The organism is Janibacter sp. Soil728, assembly GCF_001428305.1.
Lineage (GTDB): Bacteria > Actinomycetota > Actinomycetes > Actinomycetales > Dermatophilaceae > Janibacter.
Window position 1 is genome coordinate 527,714 of the sequence record NZ_LMRZ01000004.1, and the last position, 19,304, is coordinate 547,017.

Below are 19,304 nucleotides of genomic sequence, written 5' to 3' on the forward strand. Positions count from 1 at the left end.
GCATGACTGACTCCGACGAGGTCGTGCCCGACGCCATCCCGGGTGGGGACCACCCCGAGGCGCTCGAGGTCGAGCAGCCGGGGGCGCCCAACTTCGCCGACGTCTTCTTCCCCGCCCGACCAAAGGCCCTGCGACCGCGGGCGCGGCTGCGACCACAGGGCGCTCCCTCGGCGGCACAGGTCCGCTCGGGCGAGCCTGTCGGGTCCAACCCGGTCTACGTGGAGTGGCTGCGTGGGCAGTCGATGCTCCAGGACGCCAAGACGATCGCCGGGCAGTTCAGCGGGATCGGCGCCATGTGGCAGAACCCCTATGCCCAGCCCGACCCGCGTGCGGCGGTGCAGACCGCCTCGGTGTGGTTCACCGCCTACCCCATCTCGATGATCACCAGGCCGGGGTGCTCCTTCCTGGCCTCGCTCGCCGACCCGCAGCTGTGGGAGACCTTCCAGCGCATCGGGATCCAGGCGCTGCACACCGGGCCGGTCAAGCGGGCCGGTGGCCTGTCGGGGTGGCAGCCCACACCGAGCGTCGACGGACACTTCGACCGCGTCGCCACGCACATCGACGAGCTCTTCGGCAGCGAGGAGGACTACCGCGAGATGTGCCGGGTGGCCGCCGACCACGAGGGCACGGTCCTGGACGACATCGTCCCGGGTCACACGGGCAAGGGTGCCGACTTCCGCCTCGCCGAGCTGGGGGTCGACGACTACCCGGGGATTTACCACATGGTCGCCATCCCGCCGGACGAGTGGCACCTGCTGCCCGATGTCCCCGAGGGCCGCGACTCGGTCAACCTCGACGAGGGGGACGAGATGGCGCTGGCCGAGGCCGGTCACATCATCGGTGAGCTGCAACGGGTGATCTTCCACGTCCCCGGTCTGAAGGACACCAACTGGTCGGTGACCGCCCCCGTGACCGGCCCCGACGGGGTCACCCGCCGTTGGGTCTACCTGCACTACTTCAAGGAGGGTCAGCCGTCGATCAACTGGCTCGACCCCACCTTCGCCGGGATGCGCCTGGTCATCGGTGACGCGCTGCACAGCCTCGGCGACCTCGGGTCCGGCGGTCTGCGACTGGACGCCAACGGCTTCCTGGGGGTCGAACGCACCCTCGACATCGGTCCGGCGTGGTCGGAGGGGCACCCGCTCTCGCAGGCCGCCAACCAGCTCATCGGGTCGATGGTGCGCAAGGTCGGCGGCTTCACCTTCCAGGAGCTCAACCTGTCGATCGAGGACATCCGCGACACGGCGGTCGGGGGAGCGGACCTGTCCTACGACTTCGTCAACCGGCCCGCCTACCACCACGCGCTCGCGACCGGGGACACCGAGTTCCTGCGGCTGACCCTGCGTGAGGCGATGGAGCTGGGCGTCGACGCTGCCGGGCTGGTCCACGCCCTGCAGAACCACGACGAGATGACCTACGAGCTCGTCCACTTCGCCAGCCGGCACCGCGACGACGAGTACACCTTCCGCGGGCAGGCGACGAAGGGGGAGGATCTCGCCGCGACCATCCGGCAGGAGCTCACCGACGCCCTCACGGGCGACGCCGCGCCGTACAACCTCGTCTTCACGACCAACGGGATCGCCTCGACGACCGCGTCCGTGGTGACCGCCGCCCTCGGGCTGCGCGACCTCGACGCGCTCACCGACACCGACATCGACCGGGTGCGCCGCGCCCATCTCCTGCTGGCGATGTTCAACGCCCTGCAACCCGGTGTCTTCGCGCTGTCAGGGTGGGACCTCGTGGGTGCGCTGCCCATCCCGGCGGAAGAGATCGAGGACCTGCTGCGCGAGGGGGACACGCGGTGGATCCACCGGCCGGCCTACGACCTGCTCGACGTCGACCCGTCAGCGACGGGGTCCTCGTCGGGCATCCCGCGCTCGCGGGTGCTCTACGGGCCACTCGACACCCAGCTCGAGGACCCCGACTCCTTCGCCTCCGGTCTGCGGGACCTGCTGCACCTGCGGGGCTACTTCGGCATCGCGACGACGCGGCAGGTCGACGTGCCCGACGTCGCCCACCCCTCGATGCTCGTCATGGTGCACGAGTACGAGCAGGTCCCCGGACAGCTGCAGGTGACGGTGCTCAACTTCGGCGAGGAGCCGGTCGCCGGCACCGTCATCAGCGAGGTGCTCGAGCCGGGGTCGCGACTGATGGACATGGGCGACGGGTCGGACTTCGGTGAGGTCGACCAGCTGCGGGGGTTCCACGTGGAGATGGAGGGGTATGGCGGTCTTGCCCTCCTCGCCACCCCACCCACGGAGCCGTCATGAGTGACCGACCACGCGTCCGCATCAGACCCCTCGGCGGAGCCATGGGCTGCCTCATGATGATCCTCTGCTCGATCATCGCCTCGGTGCTCCTCACCCTCGTCCTCAACCTGCTCGTCCGCTGACCTGCCCGCCCGGCGGCCGGGCGGTCTCCCCCCTTCGTCCTCGGGTTGCGCTCAGGGCGAACACATGCGGGAGGCGGGAAACATGCTGGGGGAGCGGACGTTAGGGTCAATGAAAGTCGTGAACCACGAGAGCAACCGCCAGAGGGCGGAGAAGCGAGTGAGCGTGAGCAACAGCAGCGAGATTGTCGCGGCCGGCCCGCAGGGCGGAATGGGTCTCGACGACCACATCTACCAGCGTCTCCTCAAGGAGCGCATCATCTTCCTCGGCTCGGATGTGCGTGACGACAACGCCAACGCCATCTGCGCCCAGATGCTCCTCCTGGCAGCCGAGGACCCCGAGGCCGACATCTGGCTGTACATCAACAGCCCCGGTGGCTCGATCTCGGCCGGCATGGCGATCTACGACACGATGAAGTGGATCCCCAACGATGTCGCGACCGTGGCGATGGGGCTCGCCGCCTCGATGGGGCAGTTCCTGCTCTCGTCCGGCACCCACGGCAAGCGCTACGCGACGCCGCACGCTCGCGTGATGATGCACCAGCCCTCCGGCGGCATCGGCGGTACGGCCTCGGACATCAAGATCCAGGCCGAGCAGATGCTCTTCGTCAAGGACCAGATGGCCGAGCTCATCGCCGAGCACACCGGTCAGACGATCGAGCAGATCCACAAGGACTCCGACCGTGACCGCTGGTTCGGTGCGGCGGAGGCCAAGGAGTACGGCTTCGTCGACCATGTCTTCGAGCGCTCCGACCAGGCCGGCCGCGGGGACGACAACCCCATCAGCGACTGAGCCCCGACCCGAGAGCCTCTGAGGAGAACCCATGAACTTCGACGCACAGCTGCGCACCCACCAGCCGGGCTCGGCGGCACAGCGCCCCGGCCCCTCCAACCGCTATGTCCTGCCGCAGTTCGAGGAGCGCACCTCGTACGGCATGAAGCGCACGGACCCGTACACCAAGCTCTTCGAGGACCGGATCATCTTCCTCGGGGTGCAGGTGGACGACGCCTCCGCCGACGACGTCATCGCCCAGCTCCTCGTGCTGGAGTCGATGGAGCCCGAGCGCGACATCCTGATGTACATCAACAGCCCTGGTGGCTCGTTCACCGCCATGACGGCGATCTACGACACCATGCAGTACATCCGTCCCGACATCCAGACCTTCGTCATCGGTCAGGCTGCCTCGGCGGCGGCGGTGCTCCTGGCCGCCGGTGCCCCCGGCAAGCGCTTCGCGCTGCCCAACGCCCGCGTCCTGATCCACCAGCCGGCACTCGCCGGTGGCGAGTACGGCCAGGCCTCGGACATCGAGATCCAGGCCAACGAGGTGCTGCGCATGCGCACCTGGCTCGAGGAGACCTGGGCCTCGCACTCGGGCAAGACCGCCGACGAGGTCCGCGAGGACATCGAGCGCGACAAGATCCTCTCCGCGGCCGAGGCCAAGGAGTACGGACTCATCGACGAGGTGCTCACCCCGCGCAAGGCCTCGATCGAGGACTGAGCGAAGTCGGCGACGACGCAGGGCCCCGGGACTTCCCGGGGCCCTTCGTCGTGCTGGAACCGAATCCCACCCGGTTGCGTCCCACCTGCATGAGACGTGTGCTGCGAGTCATCCTGGTTGCGCTCCTCGGCCTGCCCGTCCTCGTGGTGACGGCACCGGCGGCCCACGCCTGCTCCTGCGCCCGCACCACGCCGGCGTCGCTGCTGCGGGCCGCGGACCTCGTGGCCGAGGTCCGGGTGCAGACCACGAGGTCGGACGGCGGGCGGGTCGTCCACAGGGCCGATGTGTGGCGGGCGTGGAAGGGGCCGACGGGCCCGTCACTCGAGGTACGCACCGCCAAGAACGGCGCGGCGTGCGGCATGCACCTCGAGCCCGGGAGGAGGTACGTCCTCATCGCCACCGGGAGCGAGGAGCAGGGGTGGCAGGTCGGCTCGTGCGGGGGCACCTTCCCGTACGACGAAGGGGGGTCCCTCGTGACCTGGGAGGACGTCGTCGCGGAGTACGGGGTGGGGACGGTGACCGAGGCCGCCTCGGACGAGGTCTCGACGCATGACCTGCTCCCCGACGCCGCAGCGGAGGCCGCGCCGTGGGTGATCCTCTCCGCGGTGCTCGTGGCGCTCGCCATGACCGGGCTCGGGCTGGGCCTGTGGTCGGTGCGGGTACGACGCCGGGGTCGGTGACGTCTGCGTTCCGCTGACAGCGGAACAGGGCGACGCGCCCCCTTCGGGCGGTGTCCAATGGAGGAGGAGGCCGACCCCGTTGGGTACGGTCGAGGGAACGCGACCACAGCGGTCGACCCGGGATGAGAGGACACCCTGACGTGGCACGAGTCGGCGAGAGTGGCGATCTGCTGAAGTGCTCCTTCTGCGGCAAGTCGCAGAAGCAGGTCAAGAAGCTCATCGCTGGTCCCGGTGTGTACATCTGCGACGAGTGCATCGACCTGTGCAACGAGATCATCGAGGAGGAGCTCACCGACGGCGGTGACCTCGGCCTCGACGAGCTGCCCAAGCCGCGCGAGATCTACGACTTCCTCGAGACCTACATCGTGGGACAGGACAAGGCGAAGAAGGCCCTTGCCGTCGCCGTGTACAACCACTACAAGCGCATCCAGGCCGATGAGGGCGCCGTCGCCAAGCGCGACGAGGACCATGTCGACATCGCCAAGTCCAACATCCTGCTCGTGGGCCCGACCGGCTGCGGCAAGACCTACCTCGCGCAGACGCTCGCCCGGATGCTCAATGTCCCCTTCGCCATCGCCGACGCGACGGCGTTGACCGAGGCCGGCTATGTCGGCGAGGACGTCGAGAACATCCTCCTCAAGCTCATCCAGGCGGCCGACTACGACACCAAGAAGGCCGAGCAGGGGATCATCTACATCGACGAGATCGACAAGGTGGCCCGCAAGTCGGAGAACCCGTCGATCACGCGTGACGTCTCTGGCGAGGGAGTCCAGCAGGCCCTGCTGAAGATCCTCGAGGGGACGACCGCGTCGGTGCCGCCGCAGGGCGGACGCAAGCACCCGCACCAGGAGTTCATCCAGATCGACACGACCAATGTCCTCTTCATCGTCGGTGGTGCCTTCGCCGGGTTGGAGAAGATCATCGAGTCGCGCGTGGGCAAGAAGGGGCTGGGCTTCGGCTCCCAGCTGCACAAGGCGAGCGACCTCGCCGAGTCGATCACCGAGGTCATGCCCGAGGACCTGATGAAGTTCGGCCTCATCCCCGAGTTCATCGGCCGGCTGCCGATCATCACGACCGTCACACCCCTGGACCGCGACGCGCTGGTCCAGATCCTGTCCGAGCCCAAGAACGCCTTGGTCAAGCAGTACCGCAAGATGTTCGCCATCGACGGCGTCGAGCTGGAGTTCACCGACGACGCCCTCCAGGCGATCGCCGACTCGGCCATCGCCCGCGCCACGGGTGCCCGTGGTCTGCGCGCGATCCTCGAGGAGGTCCTCATGCCGGTCATGTTCGATGCCCCGAGCGACGAAGGCATCAAGCAGATCGTCGTGACGTCCGAGGTGGTGCGCGACAACGTCCTGCCAACCATCGTGCGCCACGAGGAGAGCGGCAAGCGCAAGCACAAGCGCTCTGCCTGACCCACTGTCGCCGCCCAGCCACGCCTGACAGGATGTTGTGGTGAGCACGCCCTTCCGTCTCGTACAGGGTGCATCGGGTCCGCGACAGCAGAGCCCGACGACCTGTGGCTCCGCGTGCGCGACGGTCGCCCGGATGCTCGTGGACCCTCCCTTCGCCCGCTGGGTCACCGCCGGTGAGGGGCAGCCCGTCCCGGGTGCCGAGGGCACGACCACCGCCGAGCGCTTCGCCGCCTGGGAGCGGACCGTGCACGAGCGCACCAACGGCTGGCGCGGTCCGGGGGGTGCCCTCTCGCTCGGCTGGCCGCAGGCCCTCGGCACCCCACCGTGGGGGATGAAGCACGAGCTCGAGCACGGCGCCTCGCGCACCGGCACCCGCTATCGGATGCTCTCGGTGCGGGCCCACTCGCAGGAGTCGCTGCGGGCTCGATACCGCCGACTGCTCGACCTCGTCGTCGAGGGTGAGCCGGCGGTGCTCTACGTCGGCAACCGCCTGCTGCCGAGACACGTGGTCCTCGTGCTTCCCGGCGATCGACCGGACACGCTCGTCGTCTACGAACCCGCCAGCGGCACGGTCCAGCCGCTCGAGCAGGAAGCCTTCGTCCACCGCCGGCTGAGCCTGGGGGGCTGGTCGGTGCCGTGGATCCTCGTACAACCCACCGGACACCGTCGGGTCGCCGCGCGGGCCACGGTCAAGAGCGCGTGGGCGCTCCCTTCGCTGCCTCGAGAGGCCTCGCCGGAGATGTTCCGCGAGGCGCCCTCGATCAGCTCTTCGCCCTGATCAGTTCTTCGGCGGCTTGACGAAGGGGATCAGCTCGACGTCGGTGAGCGACACCTCGTCGCCCTCGACGTGGTCGAAGCCACCGGTGAGCCGGCCCGCGGCCCGCAGGTCGGCCTCGCCCACACGCACCAGCACGGCGGTGGCCGTCGGTGCGACGAGGGTCGCGGACGTGATCTCGCTGCGCATGCCGACCTTGGCGTCCGACTTGGCCTTGCGCACCTGGCTCAGGGCCTCACCAACGGCACCCAGGACGGCCGGGTCGCCGCCGGTCGGCAGCTCCTCGACGGTGGGCCAGGAGGCGCGGTGCACCGAGCCGCTCTTCCACCAGGACCAGACCTCCTCGGTGGCGTAGGGCAGCACCGGAGCGAGCAGGCGCAGCAGGGCATCGAGAGCCAACCGAAGGGCGGCCCGAGCCGAGGCGGTGTCCTGCGGGTCCTGACCCTGACTGCCGTGGGCGCGGTCCTTGATGAGCTCGATGTAGTCGTCGCAGAAGGTCCAGAAGAAGGACTCGGTGACGGACAGGCTGCGGGTGTAGTCCCAGGCCTCGAAGCCAGCGGTCGCCTCGGCGATCACCTGACGCAGGGCGGCGAGCATCGACTGGTCGAGGGGGTTGGTGACGGAGCTCGCCAGATCACCGTCGACCTCACCGAAGCCGAGGGCGAACTTGCTCGCGTTGAGCAGCTTGATGGCCAACCGGCGACCGATCTTCATCTGGCCGGTGTCGTAGGCGGCGTCGGTGCCCAGGCGGCTCGACGCAGCCCAGTAGCGCACGGCGTCCGCGCTGTGCTCGACGACCACGTCCTCGGGGGTGACGACATTGCCCTTGGACTTGCTCATCTTCTTGCGGTCGGGATCGAGGATCCACCCCGAGATCGCGGCGTTCTTCCACGGTGCGACACCGTGCTCGTGGTGCGCGCGCACCACGGTCGCGAAGAGCCAGGTGCGGATGATGTCGTGGCCCTGCGGACGCACGTCCATCGGGAAGATCTTGCCGAAGAGGTCGCTCTCGCCGCGCTCCGAGGCCAGCCAGTCGCCAGCGATCTGCGGCGACAGGGATGACGTGGCCCACGTGTCCATGACATCGGGGTCGCCGGTGAAGCCACCGGGCTGGTCGCGCTGGCCCTGCGTGTAGCCCGCCGGGACCTGCGCCATCGGGTCGATCGGCAGCTGGTCCTCGGTGGGGACCAAGGGGGTCTCGTACTGCGGCTGACCGTCAGCGTCGAGGGGGTACCAGACGGGGAGCGGGATGCCGAAGAAGCGCTGGCGCGAGATGAGCCAGTCGCCGTTGAGGCCGGCCACCCAGTTCTTGTAGCGCGACTTCATGAAGGTGGGGTGGAAGTCGATCTCGTCGCCGCGGGCCTGCAGCGCCTCGTTGAGCCCGGCGTCGCGGCCACCGTTGCGGATGTACCACTGGCGCGAGGTGACGATCTCCAACGGCTTCTCGCCGCGCTCGTAGAAGTTGGCCTTGCGCTGGGTCTTCTGCGGCTCACCGTCGAGGTCACCGCTGGCGCGCAATGCCTCGACGACGACCTCACGGGCGGAGTGCACGGTCTTGCCCGACATCTGAGCGAAGACCTCGGGCCCCTGCGCACTTGCGGAGGTGCTGACCCACTCCGGAGTCTCACCGAGGATGCGTCCGGCACGGGTGACGATCGAGCGGGTGGGCAGCTGCAGCTCGCGCCACCAGATGACGTCGGTGAGGTCACCGAAGGTGCAGCACATCGCGATGCCGGCGCCCTTGTCCATCTCGGCGCCGCGGTGGGCCACGACGGGCACCTCGACCCCGAAGATCGGGGAGGTCACGGTGGTGCCGAAGAGCCCCTGGTAGCGCTCGTCGTCCGGGTGGGCGATGAGTGCGACGCAGGCCGGCAGCAGCTCGGGGCGGGTCGTCTCGATGTGGATCGGGCCGTCGGCGCCGTGGAAGGCGACGCGGTGGTAGGCGCCCGGGTAGTCGCGTGCCTCGAGCTCGGCCTGGGCGACGGCGGTCTGGAAGGTGACATCCCACAGGCCCGGTGCCTCGGCCGTGTAGGCCTCGCCGCGGGCGAGGTTGCGCAGGAAGGCGGTCTGCGCCGTCGCACGCGAGCGCTCGTCGATGGTGCGGTACTGGATCCGCCAGTCGAGGCTGAAACCGAGACGGCGGAAGAGGGACTCGAAGGCCTCCTCGTCGCGCACGGTCAGCTCGTCGCACAGCTCGATGAAGTTCTGTCGGCTGACCGGGACCTGGTCAGCGGCCTTGATCGTCTTGGTCGTGCCCTCGAAGGGGGGAGTGAAGTCCGGGTCGTAGGGCAGCGAGGAGTCGCCGCGCACGCCGTAGTAGTTCTGCACCCGCTTCTCGGTGGGCAGGCCGTTGTCGTCCCACCCGATGGGGTAGAAGACGTTGAAACCCTGCATCCGCTTGTAGCGGGCCATGCAGTCGGTGTGGGTGTAGCTGAAGACGTGCCCCATGTGCAGCGACCCGCTGGCCGTCGGCGGCGGGGTGTCGATGGAGAAGACCTGCTCGCGGCCCCCGGCGCGGTCGAAGGCGTAGGTGTCCTGCTCGCGCCATACCGAGCCCCACGTGTCCTCGAGGCCGTCCAGCGAGGGACGGTCCGGGATTCGGGTGGCGTCAGGGGCAGGGGAGTGCTCGGTCATGGGCCCGATCTTCCCATTGCCGCGGGCATGCCCACCAATCGGGCAAGCTCCTGCCACGGCGCCCTGCCAGACCGTAGTCTGTGGCCATGCGCCGCCCAGAGCCCTTGTATCGAGCAATCATCATCATCGCCCGGATCATCTTCCTCGTGAACGGCTATCGCTTCACCATCAAGGGTGAGCGCCATGTCCCCAAGCAGGGTGGTGCCGTGATGGCGATCAACCACACCGGGTACATCGACTTCGTCCTGGCCGGTCTGGGCGCCCGCAAGAGCGGCCGGTGGGTGCGCTTCATGGCCAAGAAGTCGATCTGGCAGCACAATGTCGCGGGCTTCATCATGCGCGGGCTGAAGCACATCCCGGTGGATCGGCGTGCGGGCGGGGCGGCCTTCAAGGAGGCCGTGGCCAAGCTCAGTGACGGCGAGGTCGTCGGCGTCTACCCCGAGGCCACCATGTCACGCTCCTTCGAGATCAAGGAGCTGAAGAACGGCACCGCCCGGATGGCGCAGGACTCGGGGACGCCGATCCTGCCGACGATCGTCTGGGGTGCCCACCGCATCTGGACCAAGGACGTGCCCAAGCGACTGGGCCGCACCAAGTTCCCGATCCACATCACCATCGGGGAACCGATCCACGTCGGTCCCGACGATGACATCAACGTGGTCACCGAGCGCCTGCGCGGGGTCATGAAGCAGCTGCTCGACGAGACCATCGCGGCCTACCCGAAGCTCACGGGTGACGAGCTGCGCTTCTTGCCGGCTCGGCTCGGCGGCACGGCGCCCTCCTACGAGGACGCCTATGCCAAGGACCACAAGGACATGACGCGGGTCAAGGACCAGTTCACCAAGGAGTGAGCGACGTCCGTCAGGCGGTCAGCGCGAGGTCCCCGACGCCACCTGCCAGTCGGGCGTAGGCCCCGCCGGCCGCGACCAGGCCGGTGTGCTCCCCCCGCTCGACGATCCGTCCACCCGCGAGGACGAGGATCTCGTCCGCGGAGGCGATGGTGCTCAGCCGGTGGGCGATGGTGATCGTCGTGCGTCCTCGGGCCAGCGCGTCGAGCGCCGTCTGCAGCTCACGCTCGGTGTCGTTGTCCAGCGCGCTGGTCGCCTCGTCGAGGACGAGGACCGCCGGGTCGCGCAGCAGGGTGCGGGCGATGGCGATGCGCTGCTTCTCGCCGCCGGAGAAGCGGTGCCCGCGTGCACCGACGACCGTGTCCATCCCGTCGGGCAGGCCGGCCACGAGGTCGGCCGCCTGGGCGGTTGCGAGCGCCTGCCACAGCTTCGCCTCGGTGGCCTCGGGGTCGGCGAGCAGGAGGTTGGCCCGGATCGTGTCGTGGGCGAGGTAGGTCTCCTGGGTGACGATGCCGATGATCTGGGTGAGCGTCTGCGGGTCGATGTCGCGCAGGTCGATCCCGTCGACGGTGATCCGTCCCGTGGTCGGGTCGGCGAGGCGGACGAGTAGCGACGCGAGGGTCGACTTCCCGCTGCCGGTGGCGCCGACGAGCGCCAGGTGCGCGCCAGCAGGCACGCTCGCCGAGATCTCGTCGAGCGCCAGCCGGTCGCTGCCGGGGTAGCCGTAGGCGACCCCCTCGATCTGCAGGTCGCCGCGCACGGTGGTCGGGTCGAGCGCCACCGGGTCGGCAGGAGGTGTGACCTCGGGCTCGAGGTCGAGGTAGCCGAAGACCCGGCTGAAGAGGGCCATCGAGGCGACCCAGGAGGCGCCGACGTTGAGCAGGCCCATGATCGGGCGGAAGATGCCCGCCTGCAGGGTGGTGAAGGCGATGATCGTGCCGATCGTCATGCCACCTCGCGTCGCGGGCAGTCCGGCGGCCAGGTAGATCAGCGCGGGGATCGCGGCGAAGACGATCGACATCGTGGCCATCCGCCAGCGGCCGGCGAGCTCGGAGCGCACCTCGAGGTCGACCAGGTCGGTCGAGGTCTCGGCGAAGCCGGTCGCGCCGCGTTGTGCGGTGCCGAGGGTCTTGGACAGCAGAGCGCCGCTGACGGAGAGCTCCTCGGTGACCTGCGCCTGCAGATCGGCCAGGCGGCGCTGGCGCTCGGCGGTGATCTGCCGGCGGGTCAGTGCGACCTTGCGCGTGGTCCAGATGGCCGGGGGGAGCACGAGAAGCGAGACCAGCGACAGCCGCCAGCTGAGAGCCGCCATGGCGACGGCCGTGGCGACCGCCGTGGTGAGGTTGGACGCGATCGAGACGGCAGTGCTCGTCACGATCGACTGCATGCCGGCGACGTCCTGGGTGATGCGGGACTGGATCTCGCCGGAGCGGGTCCGGGTGAAGAAGCTCATCGCCTGCCGCTGCAGGTGGGTGAAGACGTCGGTGCGCAGACGGTGCATGACCGCCTGCCCGATGCGCGTGGAGATCCACGTCTGCTGCACGCCGATGAGCGCGGTCGCGATGGTCACGACCAGCATCCCACCGACGGCGAGCAGCAGCAGCCGCACGTCCTGGTGGGGGAGGGCGTCGTCGATGATGGCGCGCAGGAGGAAGGGGGAGGCCATCGAGATCAGTGAGCTGGCCACGATCAGGGCCACGACCACGGCGACCTGCCAGCGGTAGGGACGGAAGTAGGCGATGACCCGGCGGGCGCTCACGGGGCTCTCGGCGAGCTGGGCGCGATCACGAGGGTCGATGCGGTGGGCTCTGCTCTTCGGGGTGTCCATACGGGCCCCTTTCGGTTGTCTCAGTTCGTGATGCTGAGGTTACCTCACTATGAGGCAAGGGGGCAATATGGTTATCGTGGTCGCATGACGACGCGGACGCCCGGGCACGGCTCGCAGGACCTTGGTGAGCAGCTCCTGCGGGTGGCACGCGGGCTGCGCCGGGCGTGGATGGTCGACCTGTCGGAGCACGACCTGTCGCCGCACGAGGCCCGCGCACTGCGGGTGGCAGCAGACCGTGCTGAGTCACCCCGTCTACGGGACCTGGCCGACGCCCTGCGCATCGCGCCACGCTCGGTGACCGATGTCGTCGATGCGCTCGAGGCCAAGGGCTATGTCGTTCGTCAGCCCGACCCCGGGGATCGTCGAGCCAGCGTGGTCGTCGTGACGGACGAGGGGCAGGCGGTCCGCGCGGCCGTGCACGACGCGAGACGACGCACCATGGGCGACCAGATGGGCGCGCTGAGCGCCGCGCAGCATGACGCTCTCGCGGATGCGCTCACGACGCTCGAGGAGAGTCTCGAGCGCCCCCCTTCCGCATCTCCTTGAGGTCGTGCGGTCAGAAGGAGCTGAGGCCCAGGTGGGCCAGCGCCTGACGCAGCAGCGCGCCGTGACCGCCGGACATCTCCGCCTGCAGACCGGTCTCGCTCGCCTCGTCGGGGGTCAGCCAGGCGAGGTCGAGGGCGTCCTGCTGCGGGGCGCAGTCACCGCGCACCGGCACGATGTAGCTCAGCGCCACGGCGTGCTGGCGCGGGTCGTGGAAGGGAGTGACCCCGGGCGTCGGGAAGAACTCGGCCACGGTGAAGGGGACCGGCGAGGCCGGGACGGACGGCAGGGCCATCGGTCCGAGGTCCTTCTCGAGGTGGCGCACGAGGGCATCGCGCACCCGCTCGTGGTAGTTGACCCGGCCGGCGATGAGCTCGCGGTCCATCGTGCCGGAGTCGGAGGCTCGTAGGAGCAGCCCGACGGCGACGACGTCGCCGTTCTCCGCGACCCGTACGGGCACGGCGGCCACGTAGAGGATCGGCACGCGTCCGCGGACACCGTCGAGCTCCTCGTGGCTCAGCCACGCTTCCTGTCGGTCCAGATCCGCCTGCATGTTCGTCATCCTCGCAGACCTCCTTCAGGCCGACGAGAACGAGGCCCGCCGTGCCGCGCGGCGCAGCGAGGCGAGGATCGGGCGGCCGGTCACCGCGATGAGCACGACATTGGTCACGGCGCGCACGAGGTCCCAGCCGAGCGAGGTCGCCAGGTCGAAGGCGAGGAAGCGCGTGAGGTTCTCCGCGATCGGTGCCCCCGCGACGAAGCTCAGCGCCTGCTCGCCCTGGACGGTGAAGGGCCAGAAGGAGAAGTTGAGTGCCGCGCCGTAGAGCAACCCGCTCACTGCGCCGTAGGCGCACAGCAAGACGATCTCGGTGGCGCCCTTCGTCCGGGGGAGCAGGCCGGCGCCGAGGCCGACCCATGCCGCCGCCAGCATCTGGAACGGGAGCCACGGGCCCACCCCTGCCGTGATGAGCGCGCTCGAGGCGAGAGTCGTCGCACCCAGCACGAAGCCGAAGCCGGGACCGAAGACCCGGCCGGAGAGGATGAGCAGGAAGAAGACCGTCTCCATCCCCGCGGTCCCCGCACCAAGGGGCCGAAGGGCGGCGCCCACCGCCGAGAGCACGCCCAGCATCGCCACCGCCTTGGTGTCCAACCCGCCGTCACTCACCTCGGCGAGCACGACGGCGAGCACGCCGATGAGGATCGCCGCGAAGACGAGCGGGGCGTCGCCGGAGTGGGACAGGCCGCTGTCCGGCGAGACGAAGAGGGGCCACAGGAAGGCGAAGAGACCCGCGATGCTCGTGATCGCGATGGCCACGACGGCACGCGGCCGCAGCTCGATCGCCGTCCGCCGGGGGCTGACGCTCATGCGGTCGGCCTCCCGACGGCAGCCCTGACGGCGGCGACCGTCAGCAGCGGTGCGGGTGCGAGGACCTTGGCGACCTGCGGTGCGAAGGCCGGCGAGGAGGTGACGACGTCGGCCGTCGGTCCGTCGGCGATGACCTCGCCGTCGGCCATGACGACCACCCGGTCGGCGGCCTCCGCGACGAACTCGACGTCGTGCGTCGACAGCAGAACCGTCCGCCCGCGCTCCACCAGAGCACGGAGTGCGCGGGTGAGTGCCGACTTCGCGGTGTAGTCCAGGCCCCGCGTGGGCTCGTCGAGAAGGAGGACCGGGGGGTCGGCCGTCAGCTGGATGGCCAGCACGAGAGCGAGGCGCTGCCCCTCGGACAGGTCACGGGGGTGGCGATCAGCAGGGACGCCGGGCGCGATCTCCTGGAGCAGCGCCGCACAGGTCCCGGCACTCACATCGGCGTCGACGTCCGCGCGCTCGCACTCGCCACCGACCGTCTCGAGATAGAGCAGGTCGCCGGGGGTCTGCGGGACGAGCCCGACGACCGTGCGTCGCACCGCGGGCCCGAGCTCGGCGGGGTCGGCGCCGTCGACGGACACGCTGCCGGCTGCCCGCTGACCCGAACCCTGGAGTGCCCACATCAGTGAGGACTTGCCGGCGCCGTTACGGCCCATGAGGGCGGAGATGGTCCCCGGCCGAAGGGTGAGGTCCACGTCGTCCACGGCGACCAGCCGGCCGTGGCGGACGCTCACTCCCTTCGCCTCGAGGCCACCCGGCTGCCCCGGCGGCACTGTGGGAGGGGGGACCTCACCGATCTCCCGGCGAAGGGGGCCCGCCGCGCGTCGTGCGTCGCGCACCGACAGCGGCAGGGGGGACCACCCGGCCCACCGGCCGAGCTCGACCACCGGCGGCGCCACGCTCGAGGTGACCATCATCTGCGCGGGAGGTCCGTGCTCGACCCGCCCGTCGACGACGTGGATGACGGAGTCTGCGTGGTGGATGACCCGCTCGATGCGGTGCTCGGCGACGATGACGGTCGTCGAGAGGTCGTGGACGAGCCGGGAGATGGCGGCGAGGACGTCCTCGGCAGCCGTCGGGTCGAGCGCGGACGTGGGTTCGTCCAGGACGATGACCTGCGGGTGCTGGGTGAGCACGGCGCCGATCGCCACGCGTTGCTGCTGCCCACCGGACAGGTCACGCAGCGGGGCATCGCGCAGATCGGCGATGTCCATGACGTCGAGGACCTCCTCGACGCGACGGCGCATGGTCTCCGGGGGCAGCCCGAGCTGCTCCATGCCGTAGGCGAGCTCGGCCTCGACCGTCTCGGTGACGAACCCGGCCAGCGGGTCCTGACCGACGACGCCGACGACATCGGCCAGGTCCCGCGGACGGTGGGTGGCGATGTCGCGGCCTGCGACGAGGACCCGTCCCCGGAGGTGGCCGCCGGTGAAGTGGGGGACGAGACCGTTGATCGCGCCCAGCAGCGTGGACTTGCCCGAGCCGGTGCGCCCGACGACGAGGGCCAGCTCACCCTCCTCGATGCTGAGGTCGACATGTGCCAGCGCGGGGGAGTCGTTGCCGTCGTAGGTGATCGTGACGTCCTCGAAGAGGACGGTGGGTGCGGACGCCCAGCTCACGGGTGGCTCCCTTCGGTCGTGGTGATGCGTCGCGCCCGGTCGCGCTCGCGGGTGAGCGGGGGCGCCGGGGTGAGGACGGCGGGCAGGATCGCGACGAGCAGGCCCAGCGTGAGCAGCCACGGCAGCGGCGGCGGGCCGATGGGTGACAAGGGCATGGTGAGCGTGCTCGGCTCCCAGTGTGCGCTGGCGAAGGCAGCCAGGGCGGCGAGTACCCCGCACAGGGCGGTGATCGTCTCCGGCAGCCGCCAGGGGGAGGGGCGGTAGGTCGTCCGCGAGACGGCGCTCGACCCGCTGGCCAGACCGAGGGCGCCCAGGAGCACGCCGAGCAGCAGCAGGGGGAGGCCGACCCACTCGGGGCTCGAGGTGTCGAGGATCCCGTAGCTGCCGACGGCCATGCCGAGCAGCCCCCCGAGGGTGAGCGCGCCGGTCGTGCGGTGCCGGGCAGGGGAGGTCTCGCCGCGCCGGCCGTAGCCTCGAGAGTCCATCGAGGCGGCCAGCGCCATCGACCGCTCGAGAGTGTCCTCGAGGACCGGCATCGCCACCCGTGCGACGGCGCGCAGCCCTCGGGCGCCGTCGCCGCGCAGGAGCCGTGCCCGGTGCACGCGACGGGCGGACTCGGCCAGCTGCGGGGCGACGCTGATGGCGACGACGATCGCGGTCCCGATCTCCTGCAGGGCTCCCGGGAGGGCGGCCAGCAGCCGCTTGGGGTCGGCCAGTGCATTGGCAGCGCCGACGCACAGGATCATCGCCGCGAGACGCATCCCCTCGAAGAGCGCGGCCAGCAGACCCTCGAGCCGCAGGTCACCGAGCAGGTTGATCCCGGCCGCCCAGCTCGGCAGATCGATCTCGGGCAGCGGCAGCAGGAGCACCTCACCCCACTTGAGCCCGACGAGCACGTGCAGGACGAGCCGCAGGGCGATGATGAAGCCGCCGAGCACCGCGTAGAGCGTGAAGGCGCGCGCCCACGGTGAGTCGGATCGCCGAGCCATGACGACGAAGGTCACCGCTGCTGCCGCGAGCAGCAGCACGAGCGGGTTGGTCGTCTGCGAGACCGCCACCGCGAGTCCGATGGCCCAGAGCCACCAGGCCCCGGGGTGCACGGCTCGCGGTGTCGAGGAGGGCACGAAGGGGGTCAGTGTCCCCGGCGTCGTGCCATGGCCAGGGCGCCGCCGCCGAGGACGACGAGCAGACCGCCGCCGATGGCGGTGGGCACGAGCGCCCCACTGCCGGAGTCGGACTCGGCTCCCGCCGCACGGGTGGTCTCGCCCGCGGGGGCCGAGGTCGAGGTGCTGGAGACCGTGGGTGAGGAGGAGGACTTCCTCTCCCTCTCGGCATCGGTCCTCTCGGCCTTCGCCTTGCGTGCCGCGGACTGCTTCGCCGCGGCCGACTTCTCCTCGGCCTTCTTGGCTTCCGCCTTCTTCTCGGCTGCCCTCGTGGCCGTGGCCCGCTGCGCTGCCGACGGCTTCGCAGAGTTCTTCGCCGTGCTGGTGGTCGAGGGCGCGCTGCTGGCCGTCGCGTCCGCACCCGTCCGCGGGGCCGTGGCGCCGGCGCCCGTCGAAGCCTTCGGCGCAGCGGTGCGGCTGGCGCTCGGGCGGGGGGTGGCGCTGGCGGTGGGCCCGGCCGTCGGCTTCGGCGCGGCAGAGGTGGGCGCGGGGGCCGGGGGCGGCGCCACGCTCGGTGAGGCTTGGGACCCCAGTCGGAAACCCACTGCGCTGCCCGGTGCCGGGTCATACAGGTAGATGCCCGAGCTGGAGTACTGCCACGTGCCACCCGCAGCCGCGTGGTGGAAGGCCCAGTAGTTGTCGGCCGGAGGCATGCGACCACAGGAGATGTTGGGCAGCCCGTTGATCTTGCAGACGGCGCCGGGCTGGTTCTGCACCCGCTCGACGGAGAATCCGGCGGACTCCAGAGCGGCGCCAGCCGTGGAGGGATCCCCCGGGGCGCAGCGCACGTCGGTCGACGAGGCACTCTGCACCACGACGGTCACCCCGCTCGTGCCGCTGCATCCTGCTGCTTGGGCGGGGGTGGACTGGACCAGCGCGCTCCCCGCGAGGAGCGCGCCGAGGCCCAGGCCGGCGAGCAGTCGCCGCATCAGCGCACCCGCACGGCAGCCCGGCGACGGGCCACGAGGGTCAGACCGAAGGCGAGCAGGCCGGTGCCCGTCCCCAGGACCCAGAACGGGGTGCGCGACGTGACGCCGTCGGTCTGGACGACCGCGGGGATCTCGGGCTGTGCGACCGGCTGGTCCGTGACCGCGTCGCCGCTGTCACCGGAGTCGGTGCCGGCGTCCGTGTCGGAGCCGGCGTCCGTGCCGGTGTCGGCGTCCGTGCCGGTGTCGCCGCCCGGGGCGGGCGCGGCGCAGTCGGTGGTGGGCGTGGCCGCGCCCTGGCCCGCAGAGGTGACCGTGGCATAGGACTGATCGGTCCGGCCGAGCAGGGCCTGGGTCGTCGAGCGGGTGATGGTGCCATCGGGCGCTGCCTCGGCCCCCTTCGCCACGGCAGCGTCGAAGTCGGCCTGGTTGTAGGCGACTGCCCCGACGAGCGCGGGGGTGTCGCACCCGAAGGTCAGCGCCTCGAGGTAGGCGAGGGCCTGCGTCCTGGCGCCGTCGCGCCCGGCGATGCGCAGCGCGGTCGCCGCCAGCCCGGTGCTGTTGGCATTGGTGCCCTCGGTGGTCGCACCGCCGCCGATGCCGCCGCTGCCGTCCTGACGACCCTCGAGGTAGTCGGCAGCGGACTGGACCTGCGCGTCGTGGCCGCCGACGAGGTCGAGGGCCTGGACCGCGGTCGAGGTGGCATCGGGGTCGGAGACGCACCCGTCCTTGAAGTCGAGGCTGAAGCCGCCGTCGTCGCACTGCTGCGCGAGCAGGAAGTCGACGGACGCCGGCGTGGGGTTGGTGCCGGCCCGCTCGAGACCGATGATCCCGAAGGACTGGCCCAGGGTGTTGGAGTAGTCCCCGTACTGGGACTGGTCGACGAACTGGCCGTTGTCGGCCTCGAGCGAGCGCTGCTGCGCGACGAGGTCGACGCCGCCGACCGAGTGGGGGTCCAGACCGCGGGCGCTGGCGAAGGTCAGCAGCTTGCCGGTGGCCGCGGAGTAGATCTCGTCGCCGGAGCCGTGGTAGGAGCCGGCGTTGGCGACGATGTAGTCGGTGGCCGCAGCCGAGACGTCGCCCGCCGTGCCGGTGGCCGACATGGCCAGGACCGCGTCGATGGTCAGGCCGAGGTCGTCATAGGACTGTCCGCCGGAGGAGACGACGAGTCGGTTGCCGCCCGCGTCGAGCTGGCTGGCGAGGTAGGCGACGGAGTCGTCGGGGCTGGCGGCCGAGGCGGCGGGAGCCAGGACGAGCCCGGCGACGCCGACCGTGGCGGTAAGGGCGAGCGAAGGCAGGGAACGCATCTGTGGCGACCTTTCGGGTGGACCGTTGGTCTTGACCCGGGCGCGGAGTGCGTCGGGCTCGACCCGTTGTCCTCGACGGGTTGTGGTGGAGCCTCGCGATGTCTCAGGTGCTCCGGCTTGCCGACGAGCGGCTCACGGTTGCGGGACAGCGCCGGAATTGCACCGGCTTCCCCTGAGGATCGCGACTGCCTCGCGGCAGTGCTGTCGTCATGCTACCCCGGGGCTACACTGGGCCAACAGGCGTTCGAGCCGTCATCAGCGGCGAGCCTCCGGAAGAACGGGATCGGCCCCATGCAGGGGCGTTGG

The 19,304-nt window shown here is 70.4% G+C and carries 17 protein-coding genes and 1 riboswitch; of the genes, 9 read left to right on the forward strand and 8 right to left on the reverse strand.

Annotated features, from left to right (window positions below; genetic code table 11):
* The first annotated feature begins 2 nt into the window (after positions 1 to 2).
* The 7 genes from treS to ASG73_RS09380 all read left to right on the forward strand — a co-directional run bounded on the left by treS (position 3) and on the right by ASG73_RS09380 (position 6,764).
* Complete coding sequence (gene treS / locus ASG73_RS09355; protein ID WP_055993886.1) at positions 3 to 2,270, forward strand: maltose alpha-D-glucosyltransferase; 2,268 nt, start codon at positions 3 to 5, stop codon at positions 2,268 to 2,270.
* Positions 2,267 to 2,392 carry a hypothetical protein gene (locus ASG73_RS18500; RefSeq protein WP_268766357.1) on the forward strand — a complete coding sequence of 42 codons (126 nt, stop codon included), beginning with the start codon at positions 2,267 to 2,269 and terminating at the stop codon, positions 2,390 to 2,392. Before treS ends, ASG73_RS18500 begins: the two co-directional genes overlap by 4 nt.
* 208 nt (positions 2,393 to 2,600) lie before the next feature.
* Positions 2,601 to 3,182 (forward strand): ATP-dependent Clp protease proteolytic subunit, encoded by a 582-nt coding sequence (locus ASG73_RS09360; RefSeq protein WP_055994531.1) that lies wholly within the window; start codon positions 2,601 to 2,603, stop codon positions 3,180 to 3,182.
* A 31-nt stretch (positions 3,183 to 3,213) separates the two neighbouring features.
* On the forward strand, positions 3,214 to 3,888 hold the full coding sequence (locus ASG73_RS09365) for an ATP-dependent Clp protease proteolytic subunit (RefSeq protein ID WP_055993889.1): 675 nt from the start codon (positions 3,214 to 3,216) through the stop codon (positions 3,886 to 3,888).
* Positions 3,889 to 3,986: 98 nt separating this feature from the next.
* Positions 3,987 to 4,568 (forward strand): hypothetical protein, encoded by a 582-nt coding sequence (locus ASG73_RS09370; RefSeq protein ID WP_055993891.1) that lies wholly within the window; start codon positions 3,987 to 3,989, stop codon positions 4,566 to 4,568.
* A gap of 140 nt (positions 4,569 to 4,708) precedes the next feature.
* Positions 4,709 to 5,986, forward strand: coding sequence for an ATP-dependent Clp protease ATP-binding subunit ClpX (gene clpX, locus ASG73_RS09375; RefSeq protein WP_055993894.1), 1,278 nt, complete (start codon positions 4,709 to 4,711; stop codon positions 5,984 to 5,986).
* A gap of 40 nt (positions 5,987 to 6,026) precedes the next feature.
* Entirely contained in the window at positions 6,027 to 6,764 is a 738-nt protein-coding gene (locus ASG73_RS09380) for a hypothetical protein (RefSeq protein WP_055993897.1), read from the forward strand.
* Here the strand turns inward: ASG73_RS09380 and valS are convergent, their stop codons facing one another.
* Positions 6,765 to 9,395 carry a valine--tRNA ligase gene (gene valS, locus ASG73_RS09385; protein WP_055993900.1) on the reverse strand — a complete coding sequence of 877 codons (2,631 nt, stop codon included), beginning with the start codon at positions 9,393 to 9,395 and terminating at the stop codon, positions 6,765 to 6,767.
* 86 nt (positions 9,396 to 9,481) lie between these two features.
* Between valS and ASG73_RS09390 the strand changes: the two genes are divergently transcribed.
* Positions 9,482 to 10,246, forward strand: a complete 765-nt coding sequence (locus tag ASG73_RS09390; RefSeq protein WP_055993903.1) for a lysophospholipid acyltransferase family protein — start codon at positions 9,482 to 9,484, stop codon at positions 10,244 to 10,246.
* A 10-nt stretch (positions 10,247 to 10,256) separates the two neighbouring features.
* Here ASG73_RS09390 and ASG73_RS09395 read toward each other — a convergent pair whose 3' ends face one another.
* The gene (locus ASG73_RS09395; protein ID WP_055993905.1) at positions 10,257 to 12,071 is read right to left on the reverse strand and encodes an ABC transporter ATP-binding protein; all 1,815 of its coding nucleotides are present in this window, start codon (positions 12,069 to 12,071) and stop codon (positions 10,257 to 10,259) included.
* 84 nt (positions 12,072 to 12,155) lie between these two features.
* Here ASG73_RS09395 and ASG73_RS09400 point away from each other — a divergent pair, with 84 nt between their 5' ends.
* Complete coding sequence (locus tag ASG73_RS09400) at positions 12,156 to 12,617, forward strand: MarR family winged helix-turn-helix transcriptional regulator (RefSeq protein WP_055993907.1); 462 nt, start codon at positions 12,156 to 12,158, stop codon at positions 12,615 to 12,617.
* 10 nt (positions 12,618 to 12,627) lie between these two features.
* On the opposite strand, the gene ASG73_RS09405 is transcribed toward ASG73_RS09400, so the two are convergent.
* From ASG73_RS09405 to ASG73_RS09430, 6 genes are read right to left on the reverse strand one after another with little or no spacing between them, the layout of a single operon-like run.
* Positions 12,628 to 13,167, reverse strand: a complete 540-nt coding sequence (locus tag ASG73_RS09405) for an NUDIX hydrolase family protein (RefSeq protein ID WP_055994534.1) — start codon at positions 13,165 to 13,167, stop codon at positions 12,628 to 12,630.
* A 24-nt stretch (positions 13,168 to 13,191) separates the two neighbouring features.
* Positions 13,192 to 13,980 carry an ECF transporter S component gene (locus tag ASG73_RS09410; protein WP_055993909.1) on the reverse strand — a complete coding sequence of 263 codons (789 nt, stop codon included), beginning with the start codon at positions 13,978 to 13,980 and terminating at the stop codon, positions 13,192 to 13,194.
* A complete protein-coding gene (locus ASG73_RS09415) occupies positions 13,977 to 15,602 on the reverse strand; it encodes an ABC transporter ATP-binding protein (protein WP_055993911.1) in 1,626 nt (541 codons plus the stop codon). Before ASG73_RS09415 ends, ASG73_RS09410 begins: the two co-directional genes overlap by 4 nt.
* Positions 15,599 to 16,726: an energy-coupling factor transporter transmembrane component T gene (locus ASG73_RS09420; protein WP_156466227.1), complete on the reverse strand. Its 1,128-nt coding sequence runs from the start codon at positions 16,724 to 16,726 to the stop codon at positions 15,599 to 15,601. The genes ASG73_RS09415 and ASG73_RS09420 overlap by 4 nt, the downstream gene beginning before the upstream one ends.
* 8 nt (positions 16,727 to 16,734) lie before the next feature.
* The gene (locus ASG73_RS18170) at positions 16,735 to 17,694 is read right to left on the reverse strand and encodes a hypothetical protein (RefSeq protein ID WP_055993915.1); all 960 of its coding nucleotides are present in this window, start codon (positions 17,692 to 17,694) and stop codon (positions 16,735 to 16,737) included.
* Entirely contained in the window at positions 17,694 to 18,998 is a 1,305-nt protein-coding gene (locus tag ASG73_RS09430) for a prenyltransferase/squalene oxidase repeat-containing protein (RefSeq protein ID WP_055993917.1), read from the reverse strand. Before ASG73_RS09430 ends, ASG73_RS18170 begins: the two co-directional genes overlap by 1 nt.
* Before the next feature lie 106 nt (positions 18,999 to 19,104).
* Positions 19,105 to 19,170, reverse strand: a riboswitch (cobalamin riboswitch).
* Between the last annotated feature and the right edge of the window lie 134 nt (positions 19,171 to 19,304).

What these genes read in the sequence shown, in the direction of transcription:
- treS (WP_055993886.1), top strand. Translation starts at nt 3, where the DNA reads ATGACTGACTCCGACGAGGTCGTGCCCGACGCCATCCCGGGTGGGGAC.
- ASG73_RS18500 (WP_268766357.1), top strand. Translation starts at nt 2,267, where the DNA reads ATGAGTGACCGACCACGCGTCCGCATCAGACCCCTCGGCGGAGCCATG.
- ASG73_RS09360 (WP_055994531.1), top strand. Translation starts at nt 2,601, where the DNA reads ATGGGTCTCGACGACCACATCTACCAGCGTCTCCTCAAGGAGCGCATC.
- ASG73_RS09365 (WP_055993889.1), top strand. Translation starts at nt 3,214, where the DNA reads ATGAACTTCGACGCACAGCTGCGCACCCACCAGCCGGGCTCGGCGGCA.
- valS (WP_055993900.1), bottom strand. Translation starts at nt 9,395, where the DNA reads ATGACCGAGCACTCCCCTGCCCCTGACGCCACCCGAATCCCGGACCGT.
- ASG73_RS09390 (WP_055993903.1), top strand. Translation starts at nt 9,482, where the DNA reads ATGCGCCGCCCAGAGCCCTTGTATCGAGCAATCATCATCATCGCCCGG.
- ASG73_RS09395 (WP_055993905.1), bottom strand. Translation starts at nt 12,071, where the DNA reads ATGGACACCCCGAAGAGCAGAGCCCACCGCATCGACCCTCGTGATCGC.
- ASG73_RS09400 (WP_055993907.1), top strand. Translation starts at nt 12,156, where the DNA reads ATGACGACGCGGACGCCCGGGCACGGCTCGCAGGACCTTGGTGAGCAG.
- ASG73_RS09405 (WP_055994534.1), bottom strand. Translation starts at nt 13,167, where the DNA reads ATGCAGGCGGATCTGGACCGACAGGAAGCGTGGCTGAGCCACGAGGAG.
- ASG73_RS09410 (WP_055993909.1), bottom strand. Translation starts at nt 13,980, where the DNA reads ATGAGCGTCAGCCCCCGGCGGACGGCGATCGAGCTGCGGCCGCGTGCC.
- ASG73_RS18170 (WP_055993915.1), bottom strand. Translation starts at nt 17,694, where the DNA reads ATGCGGCGACTGCTCGCCGGCCTGGGCCTCGGCGCGCTCCTCGCGGGG.
- ASG73_RS09430 (WP_055993917.1), bottom strand. Translation starts at nt 18,998, where the DNA reads ATGCGTTCCCTGCCTTCGCTCGCCCTTACCGCCACGGTCGGCGTCGCC.